The sequence below is a fragment of the Kocuria rhizosphaerae genome (genome assembly GCF_044462265.1).
In the GTDB taxonomy this organism is placed as follows: Bacteria; Actinomycetota; Actinomycetes; order Actinomycetales; family Micrococcaceae; genus Kocuria; species Kocuria rhizosphaerae.
On record NZ_JBISWL010000074.1, the window covers coordinates 1 to 9,795 of the forward strand.

The 9,795-nt window shown below is 67.0% G+C and carries 9 protein-coding genes and 1 other annotated feature; of the genes, 3 read left to right on the top strand and 6 right to left on the bottom strand.

What is annotated here, in order from left to right:
- Positions 1 to 53: 53 nt before the first annotated feature.
- Positions 54 to 1,306 (top strand): IS3 family transposase gene (locus ACH9EU_RS08585; protein WP_396413490.1). Its coding sequence is split into 2 segments (ribosomal slippage): positions 54 to 348 and positions 348 to 1,306, totalling 1,254 coding nucleotides; the frame shifts between segments, so codons are not numbered across the junction.
- Positions 335 to 466 (top strand) — a sequence feature (AL1L pseudoknot). It overlaps the preceding gene by 132 nt.
- 160 nt (positions 1,307 to 1,466) lie before the next feature.
- On the opposite strand, the gene ACH9EU_RS08590 is transcribed toward ACH9EU_RS08585, so the two are convergent.
- From ACH9EU_RS08590 to ACH9EU_RS08610, 5 genes are all read right to left on the bottom strand, one after another.
- Positions 1,467 to 2,273 carry an SDR family NAD(P)-dependent oxidoreductase gene (locus ACH9EU_RS08590; protein ID WP_396413521.1) on the bottom strand — a complete coding sequence of 269 codons (807 nt, stop codon included), beginning with the start codon at positions 2,271 to 2,273 and terminating at the stop codon, positions 1,467 to 1,469.
- 10 nt (positions 2,274 to 2,283) lie between these two features.
- Complete coding sequence (locus tag ACH9EU_RS08595; RefSeq protein ID WP_396413522.1) at positions 2,284 to 3,129, bottom strand: SDR family oxidoreductase; 846 nt, start codon at positions 3,127 to 3,129, stop codon at positions 2,284 to 2,286.
- 82 nt (positions 3,130 to 3,211) lie between these two features.
- Complete coding sequence (locus ACH9EU_RS08600; protein WP_396413523.1) at positions 3,212 to 4,021, bottom strand: MoaF C-terminal domain-containing protein; 810 nt, start codon at positions 4,019 to 4,021, stop codon at positions 3,212 to 3,214.
- A gap of 73 nt (positions 4,022 to 4,094) precedes the next feature.
- Complete coding sequence (locus ACH9EU_RS08605; protein WP_396413524.1) at positions 4,095 to 4,439, bottom strand: cupin domain-containing protein; 345 nt, start codon at positions 4,437 to 4,439, stop codon at positions 4,095 to 4,097.
- 51 nt (positions 4,440 to 4,490) lie between these two features.
- A complete protein-coding gene (locus ACH9EU_RS08610; protein WP_396413525.1) occupies positions 4,491 to 5,993 on the bottom strand; it encodes an amino acid permease in 1,503 nt (500 codons plus the stop codon).
- Positions 5,994 to 6,263: 270 nt separating this feature from the next.
- Between ACH9EU_RS08610 and ACH9EU_RS08615 the strand changes: the two genes are divergently transcribed.
- Complete coding sequence (locus tag ACH9EU_RS08615; RefSeq protein ID WP_396413526.1) at positions 6,264 to 7,247, top strand: AraC-like ligand-binding domain-containing protein; 984 nt, start codon at positions 6,264 to 6,266, stop codon at positions 7,245 to 7,247.
- A gap of 1,016 nt (positions 7,248 to 8,263) precedes the next feature.
- Here the strand turns inward: ACH9EU_RS08615 and ACH9EU_RS08620 are convergent.
- The gene (locus tag ACH9EU_RS08620) at positions 8,264 to 8,455 is read right to left on the bottom strand and encodes a hypothetical protein (protein ID WP_396413527.1); all 192 of its coding nucleotides are present in this window, start codon (positions 8,453 to 8,455) and stop codon (positions 8,264 to 8,266) included.
- Positions 8,456 to 8,518: 63 nt separating this feature from the next.
- On the opposite strand from ACH9EU_RS08620, the gene ACH9EU_RS08625 reads away from it, so the two are divergent.
- Positions 8,519 to 9,765 (top strand): IS3 family transposase gene (locus ACH9EU_RS08625; protein ID WP_396412164.1). Its coding sequence is split into 2 segments (ribosomal slippage): positions 8,519 to 8,822 and positions 8,822 to 9,765, totalling 1,248 coding nucleotides; the frame shifts between segments, so codons are not numbered across the junction.
- The last annotated feature ends 30 nt before the right edge of the window (positions 9,766 to 9,795 follow it).

The window sequence follows — 9,795 nt, forward strand, 5'->3', positions numbered from 1 at the left end:
CTGAACTGTCCTGGGTCTGGTGGAGACGTTGATCTAGCAAGGAGACTGGGATCATGTCTGCACCACGCAAGTACGACGCCGCCACGGTGGACCGGGCGGTGAGGATGTACCGGGAGCGTCAGGACGAGACCGGGGAGTCGAAGCTGGAGTCCCGCCGCCGGATCGGGGAGCTGCTGGGCATCAATCAGGCCACGTTGCGCAACTGGATCGAGCGCTCCGAGGTCGATGCCGGCACCCGGGTCGGGGTGACCTCCTCCGACAACGAGGAGCTCAAGCGCCTGCGGAAGGAGAACGCTGAGCTCAAGCGGGCCAACGAGATCCTCAAGACCGCCTCGGCGTTTTTCGCGGCGGCGGAGCGAGACCGCCTCATCAAGTGATGATCGACTACATCGACGCCTACCGGGGTCGGTTCGGGGTCTCGCCGATCTGCTCCGTGCTCGCCGCGCACGGGTACCGGATCGCCCCGTCGACCTACTACGCGGCCAAGGCCCGCGGGGTCTCGGCGGCGGTGCTGGAGGAGGCCTACGCCGCCGAGGCGGTCTACGACCTCTACCGGGCCAACCGCAGCCTCTACGGCGTGCGCAAGCTCTGGCACACGGCCCGCCGCGCCGGGCTCCACCTGGGCCGGGACCAGGTCGGGAGGCTGATGCGCATCACCGGGATCACCGGGGTCGTGCGCGGACGCCACCACACCGTCACGACGGTGGCCGATGAACGAGCACCGCGGCACCCGGACCTGATCGGGCGGGCCTGGGCGACCCCGAGTCGCCCGGACCAGTGGTGGGTGGCCGACTTCACCTACGTGTGGACCTGGTCCGGGTTCGTCTACGTCGCCTTCGTCACCGACGTGTACTCCCGGGCCATCCTCGGCTGGCAGGTGACGGCCTCCAAGCACACGGCACTGGTGTCGACGGCCCTTCAGCAGGCGCTGTTCACGCGTCGGCGCACCGACGTCACCTTCACCTCCACGGGCCTCGTTCACCATAGCGATGCCGGGTCCCAATACACGTCGCTGACGTTCACCGAGGCGTTGCTGGAAGCCGGGATCGCCGGGTCCATCGGGACCGTGGGCGATGCCCTGGACAACGCCTTGATGGAGTCCACCATCGGGCTCTACAAGAACGAGCTGATCGAGCTCAACCGCCGCTCCTGGCGCACTCGCGCGGAGGTCGAGACCGAGACCGCCGACTGGGTCCACTGGTACAACGCCCACCGGCTGCACTCCGCGATCGGCTACCGGCCCCCGCTCGAGCACGAAGCGAACTATCGTGAACACCACCAGGCCACCGCGGTCGCGGCGGCCTGACCGGAGTCTCCACCAGACCCAGGACAGTTCAGTCTCTGTCATGGTGGTCTCTTTCATGTGGTGGGACGGTAGATGCCGGCCCTTGACGGTGGAGAAAGGGGCTCTTGGCCTCATCATGGGTGGGTGGCGTGCCCTGGGCGAGCCGTGGGCTGCACGCTGATCACGGGCGCTGCCCGATCCGGTCTCGGGTGGGAGAGTGTCCGTCGGTGAAATCCAGTGGGGGAACGGCCGAGCGGGCGAGGTACGCGAAGTCGGAGACCAGGGACGTTCCGTTGATCGGCGCGCTGACAGGGGAGGCGAGGAAGGCCGCGTGCTGGGCGAGCTGCTCCGGGGGCATCACCGGCAGTCCGGATCCCTGGAAGCCGTCGGGTCGGCCGAGGTCGGTGCGGGACATGGGCGTGTCCACGACCCCGGGGCACAGGCAGTTCACGCGCACGGCGGGGTGGTCCACCGACAGCGACTTGGTCAGCATGAGCACCGCGCCTTTGGAGGCGCTGTAGGGGGTCATGCCCTCGAAGGCCACCAGTGCTGCATCCGAGGCCAGGAGCACGATGGTGGCGACTTCGCTGCCGGACATCGCGGGGATGGCATGTTTGGCGAGCAGAAAGTTGCCTCGCACGTTCACGGCCATCACCCGGTCCCAGTCCCCGACGCTCACCTCGGCGGCCGGGGTGCCCACCGGCCCGGAGATGCCGGCGCACCCGATGACGGTGTCGAGCCGGCCGTGGAGGTCGAGGGCAGCGCGCACGGCGCGCTGCACATCTGCCTCCTCGGACACGTCCGCCGGTACGAAGTCGACCCGGTGGCCTTGGGACCGGAGCACCTCTACGGTGTCAGCTGCGGCGGGGTTCTGGTCCACCACCACGACTCGGGCGCCTTCGGTGAGGAGGGCCTGGGTGCAGGCCAGGCCGATGCCCGATCCGCCGCCGGTGACCATGGCTGCGCGTCCGGCCAGTTGGAGGTCCATGAGCGGTCTCCTATCGTCCGAGAGACTCGGCGCCGCGTGCGGAGGTGGCGATCGAGACCCGGGGGTCGAAACATAGTCCGCCGACGTCGACGGCGGTCAGCCCGCCGTCAACGGGAATGACTGCGCCGTTGATGTAGGACGCGCCAGGGGAGAGCAGCCAAGCGATGACCGAGGCGATCTCTGCTGAGGCGGCCGGCCTCGGGGTGGGCAGCACGGCGGTGGCCAGGCCGTAGGACCCCTCCACGTCCAGTCTCCGATCCCGGCCCAGCTCGGCCATCTCCTCGTCGGCCATCTCGGTGCGGGTCCACCCCGGGCAGACCACATTGGCGCGCACGCCGGCGGGCCCGTAGTCCACCGCCACTGACTGCATGAGCATGCTCAGCCCGGCCTTGGTGACGTTGTAGCCAACGGTCCCCCCGCTGGCACGCAGCGCGCTCACGGAGGCCACGCCCACCACGGCACCGGAGCGCTCGATCAAGTGCGGCAGGGCCGCGCGGGTCAGGGCGAAAGGGGCGGTGAGGTTGGTGTCCAGCTGAGCCCGCCAGTCCTCGTCGCTGAGCTCTCCGGTGGTTCCGGGGCGGACAATTCCAGCGTTGAGCACCAGCCCATCCAGGTGTCCGCACCGCTCGACCGTCTGCTCGACGAGGCGGCGTGCCGCGTCCGGTGCGGTCACGTCGGCGATCAGCGGCACGGCCCCGGTCGCTGCGGCTACCGCTTCCAGCGGCTCAGCCCGCCGCCCGCAGATGACCACCTGCCACCCGGCAGAGCTGAGCGCTTCAGCGGCCGCAGCGCCGATACCGCTGCCCGCGCCGGTGACCAGTGCCACCCGGGGCGGCTCATGGGCCGGTGTGATCATGTCTGCCTCCTCGGCGTGCTCCCCGGGGTCGACCTTGTCGGCCCTGAGAAGGATGTGGCGATGTGCTCGATGAACGAGGTGTTCAGTGCTTGGCGTGGTCCTGGGGGTATTCGGTGGTGTTCAGGACGGTGAGCCGGGAGTTGAAGGGCAGCACCAGCGGTTCGTCGGTGGTGTCGTCCCAGCCGAACATCCGCCCGATCGAGCGCCGCTCCTGCAGATCCACCAGCAGCACCGACTCCACGGTCATGACGCGTTCGGTCCAGAAGAAGAGGTAGAGGTCCTCAGCCACCTCGAAGGCCAGGGTCCGGTCGACGTCGGCCAGTCCCTTCTCCCCACCGCGCAGGCAGTGCCACACGAAGGTGCCCGGGGTGAGGTAGATGTGCTCGTAGGCCTCCACATCGCTGTAGCGGTAGTAGATCCGCTTGCCCACCAGCCCGGCGGAACGCTGGTGGAAGGCCGCCTCGGTTCCCTCGACCCGGGCGTGGGTGAACTCGGTGCTGCCCTTGACGGCGCCGTCCTTCTCGTGAAGTTCGGAGACGGCAACGGTGGCTGCCCCGCTGTTCTGGTTCAGGACCACGGTGATATCGCGCATCTGCCGGCCTGCACCGTGCACGAAGTCGAGGATGAAGATCCCCGGACGGGCTTCGACAGCCTTGTAGGTGGCCTCCAGGCTCTCCTCGTCGCCCGCAGTGTTAGAGGTCCACGTCAGGGAGGAGTCGTCGCGGAAGGCCATGGTGAAGCTCCGGCCGTCTTCGCCCAGCAGGGTCACGTTGGTGCCGGCCAGAGCCGGCGAGGCGGGAAGGGTCTGGTCCCCGAAGCCGTCGAGCATGGTGGACACGGAGGGCCACTCGTCGACGGGAACGTAGTCCTGGAACGAGTTGTCGGTGGTCATGGAAAGAACTCCTTCGGAGGGAATCAGGGATGGGACTGCAGCGGGTGCGGCACGCACGCGGCGCGCCGCCGGCTCAGCTGTAGACGAAGAACTCGACGGTGGGTTCCAGGACCTGCCAACGGGTCATCGCACCTTCGGTGAAGGAGGCCATGGACCCGGCGGTGAGGTCGAAGGTGTCCCCGTCCTGCACCTGGATGCGCAGATGGCCGGAGACGATGTAGATGCTCTCGTCCTGGTGGATGGGCAGATCGAAGGCCTCGGGGGCCTGCTCGGGAGTGACCTCCCAGATCCCGGCCGAGAGGGCCTCGCGCCCACCCTGTCCGGGCTTGCGCAACCATCGGACGGTGCCGACCTCGAAGGGCTCGGGGGCGGTGGCGGCGGTGTCGGCGTGGAAAACGGCGGAGAGAACCTCGGACATGGTCGTTCCTTTCAAGCGGGGTGTTCCGGATCTTGGTCGGGTGGGTTGGACTCAGCGGGGACCGGGGACTGGAGTAGTGGTCGGGACGGGGCGGGGGTCGCGCAGCAGGGGCAGACGGTCCTGAACCCGGCGGCGGTAGAGGTAGAGCACCAGGGACAGGGCCAGGATCCCGACGCCGATGGCCAGCTCCTTCGGTCCCCCGTAACCGGTCAGTTCACTGGACAGCGCCCCGACTACCAGCACCACGGTGGTGTAGACGACCAGCACCGCCGCCAGGGGTACCGCGTAGCGTCCCACTCGGAAGGGGCGGTCGTACTCGGGGTGGTCGAGGCGCAGGACGAGGAAGCCGGCCAGGGCCAGCAGGATCGCCAGGAGGTAGCCCAGGTTGGCCGCGACCAGGATGGAGATCGGGTTGACGATGAAGACGACGAGCACGATGTTCATCACCACCGCGGCGTAGATTGCTCGCGCAGGGACCCCGTGGCGGTTGGTCTTCTCGAGCTGCTTGGGCGCCAGCCCGTCCAGGGCGGCCCCGTAGAGTGCCCGGGAGCCATCGGCCATCGAGGCGTTCACCCCCATCAGCAGGGCGGCCAGGATGGCCAGCAGCATCACGTCGGCCAGTGGCCCGGCCGGCAGTACGCGGGTGAAGGCCGTGACGAACATCCCGGCCGGATCGGCCGCGGCTTCCTCCTGGCTGATCAGCCCGCCGACGCCGAAGGGCACGAGCAGGAAGATCCCGAAGGTGTAGGCCCCGGAGGTGAACAGCGCCTTCTTGCCGTCCTTCTTCGATCGGTACTCGGGCATGAAAGCCGCGCACATCTCGGTGCCGTAGGCGGTCCAGCCGATCAGGTAGAGCCAGACCAGGGCCAGCTGGATCGTGGCCCAGGGGCCGGTCGCCAGATCGCCCAGCCCCCAGGTGAGGTTGGGGGCCTGCCATTGCCCCGAGACGACCGGGGCGGCGATGAACACGGCGAAGGAGGCCAGCAGCAGCACCCCGATCACCTTGTTCACCCAGGCGGCCGGCTGGGCGCCGAAGAGGTTGGGCACCATGATCGCCAGGATCAGCCCGATGCCGATCAGCTGCGCCGGCCCGACCTGAGCGACCCCGAGGTTCAGGGCCCAGGTGGCCTCGGGCAGCCAGCGGGCGGCGATGATGGCCCCGGCGGTGATGCTCACGATGGAGATCACCGCCGACCAGCCGAACCAGTAGCCGAAGGTGGCCAGGGCCCCGGCCGGGGCGAAGCGCTCACGCCAGGCCTCGTGGGCGTAGATCGGCACCCCGCCGGGCTTGTCGGGGAAGATCGAGGCCATCTCGGCGAACAGGGTGTTCTGCACCCAGCCGATCAGCGCGGCGAAGGCCCACAGCGCCATCGCCGACAGCCCCCCGACCACCGCCACGGTGGCGCCGAAGGAGACGTAGAGGCCACCGGAGACGGCCATCGACATCGCGAAGGCGTCCTTCCAGGACAGACTGGCGTGCAACTCGGAGCCGGAGTGTTGATCCGGCACGAGATGGGCCTCGGCGTTGGTGCCGGATGCGGCCGGTGAAGACATGATGACCCCCTGGTCAGGCGGAAGTGGCGGCTCGCCGGCACCGGAGTCGGCGCCAACTGGCCGGGTAAAGCAGTTCACGATGGATTGCTATTGAGTATTCGCCTCAAAGGCCGAGCGGTCTTGCCCCTGGAGGAACTACATGTGTCACCCAGTGCACAGTCTGTGTTGACGGTCACACAGGGGTGGCTGATCATGGTTGGCCGATGGTTGAATTAGGTACCTGGCGCACGGAGCGCCCTTGACCGTTCCGGCGCCGGCACGAGGAGCGCTATGACTGAGCTGATACCGGCTCCACGGGCTGAGAACTTCGGCTCTTCACGTACTTTCCAAAGCGCAGTCACCGGTGAGTTCGGTCCCCTGCAGGTCGATGCGCATGGCGCCACGGAGTTCCAGGCCAGCATGGCCACGGCCACGCTGGGGGCTGTCGTCCTCTCAGAGGTCGCCGCCATGCCCCATCGTGTCCTGCGCACTCGAGGGTCGATCGACGCCGGTGACCACGATTTCTACAAAGTCAGCCTCCAGGTGGCCGGCACCGGCATCGTGCGCCAGGACGGCCGAGAGGCCCTGCTCACCCCAGGAGACCTCACGGTCTACGACACCACGCGCCCCTTCGAGCTGGTCTACGACGAGGACTTTCGGGTCCTGGTGGCCATGTTCCCTCGACCCCTGCTGCGGGTCACTGCCGACGCCATGCGCCATGTCACCGCCCGCCGCATCGCCGGCCGCGAGGGAGCCGGAGCACTAGCCGCCCCCTTCCTCGCCGGCCTGGGCCGCAAGGCCCTCATCGGCCCCGGGCGGGTCGGTCCATTCCTGGACGATGCTGTGCTCGATGTCCTCTCCGCCTGTTTCACCGAAACCCTCGAAGAGCACCGACCGTCCCTGGAAACCTCCCGTGCCGCGTCACTGCTCGCCCAGGTGCAGTCCTGCGCCGAAGACCATCTGAGCGACTCCGAACTCGGGCCGGCGAAGCTGGCTGAGGCCCAGCACATCTCCGTGCGCTACCTGCACAAACTGTTCGAGGCCGAAGGCACTACCGTCAACGAGTGGATCCGAGCGCGCCGCCTGGAGCGTTGCCGTCGCGATCTGGCTGATCCCCAGTACCGCGACTGGACGATCTCCGGTATCGCCGCCCGATGGGGCCTTGCCAACCCTTCCAGCTTCTCTCGCGTCTTCCACGAAATCTACGGGCTGACACCGCGGCAGTACCGCACCACCGCCCAATACCGCGAAAGCAAGTTGAGCCTGGGCGGTTGAACCAAGGGCTTGTCATAAGGCGGACTACCGGACAACAGTCACGGCAGTTGCACCAGCGGCGTCGCAATGAGGGTTCCCTCTACTATGCCTCGGCTCGAGCTCCTGGACGGGGTGGCGCGGGACGAGCCTGTCCCCTTAACGGATGCACACCTGGAGGTTGCAGCCTGCATGCCGGAAACTGAGTCGAGCAGATAAGACCGCCCCTGAACCCCGAGTGGGCGCCAGAGCTGCGGTGCAGTAAAAAGTGGAGGGAAACTTACGTGGATTCTGGCGCAATGACCATTGCCATCGTTTTGTACATAGTGGCAGCAGGGTGCGTCCTAATAGGCATGGTGATCTCACTCCAACAATCTCGTCAGCCCAACTGGGACAGTAGTAGAGCACCGACTCCTCGTGTCCGACAGTGGATGCGTTCCGGATCAGTCCTCTTCCTTATTGGAGCAGTGCTAATGGCGGTTGCATTCCTTTAAATCCAGCACGGAACTGCGTGGCAACTACCCACAGCCGACTTGTTCGATGCAGTTGGGGTTCCCATGTGGACTCGGGCGGGAGGCCCGTCAAGTAGTGCGCGGCCCGGCCCACGCCGCCTCGGGAGTTCGGGGACTGTCACCTATCTCCAAAAGCAACATTCTACGGATCGTCACGAAAATGGTGCTCACTATCCATGATGTACGCGACTAAGCCCAGGGCCCCCACCAAGCTAATGGCAAATAATACCCACTCTCCTTGGGTTGCCCACAAATAGATACCGATTACCATCATGGGAATAACTGTCAAAGCACCAAGTAGTGCGGATATCCTGGATCTCTGAAGGTATGTAACGACCCGCTTTTTCCTGGGATTCATTGACGCTCCTTTTCGGCTCTTCGCACGTCAGCGTGCGTGGTGGCATCCCCCGCCATGATGGCACTCGTGCCTTGACTGCCCCGGGCTACTAGGACCTGTCCTGTGAAGCTGCGGCGATTGTCTGTGGAGTGCTCGTCCGCAATCTGGGAAGGGAGCGGGTGTCGGTCTAGTCAGAACGCCTCAGGAGGAATGAAGAGCCCTGCGCAAAGGAGGATCACCGACAGCACGATCCAGCCGCCACCCGCCCACAGCATGTGATGGGCCGCGCCTTTCCCGCCGTCGAAGATCCTGGCCTTCTCCCCGTACATGCCGTACAAACTCGCCATCATCACCCGGGCAAGGAGGTGGCGGAAGATGATCACGCAGACTCCCGCGATAAAGACCAGAGTGCTGAATGGGGTTAGCCTCTTTTCGTGGACACCGAGATGGCGGGATTCGTTCCTGCCAGAGAGGATGTCCGCGTGGGACAGAGGAAGAAGTACACCCCGGAGTACCGCATCGAGGCGGCCCGGCTGGTGATCGATACTGGACGCTCGATCGCCGAGGTCGCTCGGGAGCTCGGCATCGGGGAGCAGCTGCTGGGCCGGTGGGTGAAAGCCGAGCGTGAGCGCACCGGGGCCACCGGGGCGCAGGAGCCGTTGACGGTCGATGAGCGGGCCGAGCTGGACCGGTTGCGCCGCGAGGTCTCCGAGCTGAAGCTGGACAACGAGTTCCTGGGAAAAGCAGCAGCCTTCTTCGCGTCGAAGCAACACCGCAAGAACGGTTTGAGCTGATGGACGCGGAGAAGGCCGACTTCGAGATCACCCGCATGGCCCGGCTGCTGGGGGTCTCCCGCTCGGGCTACTACGCCTGGGCGGCCCGGTGCGCGGCGGGGCCGGGCCCGCAGGCCATCCGGCGGGCCCAGGTCGATCAGGCCGTGCGCACCGCCCACGAGCATTCCGACGGGGTGGACGGGGCGCCGCGGATCACCGCCGCCCTGGCCCGGGGCGGGCTGGTGGTGAACCAGAAGACCGTGGCCGCCGCGATGCGCCGGCAAGGGATCGAAGGGATCAGTCCCCGCAAGTGGGCCCCGGTGACCACGATCCCCGGCACGGCCACGCACTCGATCCCGGACCGGGTGGAAGGCGCCTTCGACACTGGGAGCCTGGACGCGGTGTGGATCTCGGACATCACCTATCTGCGCACCGGTGAAGGGTGGCTGTACCTGTGCGTGGTCCGTGACGGGTGCTCACGAAGGGTGCTGGGCTGGGCGATGGACACCGTGCAGTCCACCGACCTGGTCGAACGCGCCGTGCGGATGGCCCACACCCTGCGCGGGGGTGTGCCGGCCGGTGTGGTGTTCCACGCCGACCGGGGCTGTCAGTACACCTCCGCCCAGCTGCACCAGGTGTGCCAGCAGCTGGACGTGCGCCAGTCGATGGGCCGCACCGGGGTGTGCTGGGACAACGCGATGGCCGAGTCGTTCTGGTCCACGCTCAAGACCGAGTTCTACGACCGGCGTACCTGGCCCACGCGGGACCAGGCCCGCCGTGAGGTCGCCCGCTGGATCGAGGTCGTCTACAACCGTCGCCGGCTGCACTCCGCGCTGGGCTACACCACCCCGGTCGAACACGAGCACGCCCTGCGGGCCGCCAGCACGCAGGCCACCGAAACGCGGCTCCAAGCCGCTTAGCACCGTGTCCACGATTTGCGGAGAACCCCA

Coding starts and splice junctions, on each gene's coding strand:
- ACH9EU_RS08595 (WP_396413522.1), bottom strand. CDS start 3,129: ATGATCACACCGGCCCATGAGCCGCCCCGGGTGGCACTGGTCACCGGC.
- ACH9EU_RS08605 (WP_396413524.1), bottom strand. CDS start 4,439: ATGTCCGAGGTTCTCTCCGCCGTTTTCCACGCCGACACCGCCGCCACC.
- ACH9EU_RS08615 (WP_396413526.1), top strand. CDS start 6,264: ATGACTGAGCTGATACCGGCTCCACGGGCTGAGAACTTCGGCTCTTCA.
- ACH9EU_RS08600 (WP_396413523.1), bottom strand. CDS start 4,021: ATGACCACCGACAACTCGTTCCAGGACTACGTTCCCGTCGACGAGTGG.
- ACH9EU_RS08610 (WP_396413525.1), bottom strand. CDS start 5,993: ATGTCTTCACCGGCCGCATCCGGCACCAACGCCGAGGCCCATCTCGTG.
- ACH9EU_RS08590 (WP_396413521.1), bottom strand. CDS start 2,273: ATGGACCTCCAACTGGCCGGACGCGCAGCCATGGTCACCGGCGGCGGA.